The organism is Rhodococcus sp. T2V (assembly GCF_029269925.1).
GTDB lineage: Bacteria > Actinomycetota > Actinomycetes > Mycobacteriales > Mycobacteriaceae > Rhodococcus_F > Rhodococcus_F koreensis.
Map to the genome: position 1 here is coordinate 1 of NZ_JARJBD010000533.1, position 339 is coordinate 339.

1 protein-coding gene is annotated in these 339 nt (G+C 67.3%); it reads right to left on the reverse strand.

Annotated features, from left to right (window positions below):
* Positions 1-339 (reverse strand): aldehyde dehydrogenase family protein (locus tag P3H15_RS55280; protein ID WP_276144961.1); only part of this gene is annotated, 339 nt, incomplete at both ends.

The following is a 339-nucleotide window of genomic DNA, read 5'->3' on the forward strand; positions in this document are numbered from 1 at the left end:
CCTCAACCCCGACACCGACTACCGCTACCCCTACCTGGGCGCCTGACCGCGCCGCCGCCTCCCATCCATCGTCACCAACGGAGCACGTCATGCCATCCAACGACCCGCTTCTCTCCCCGTTCGATCTGAAGCACCTGCGGCTCAAGAACCGCGTGGTCTCCACCTCGCACGTGTACACGGACATGTCGGTGGTGACGTGGTCGATCAGGGTCGGGCCGAGCCAGAATCCGTCCTTGCCGCCGTCGGCTTGCACCTGCCGGCCGTCGACGACGATGGTGGCGCCGGCGGCCTCGCCGGCGTCGATGTAGGAGGCGACCTTGTCGCGGTGCACCTTGGTCA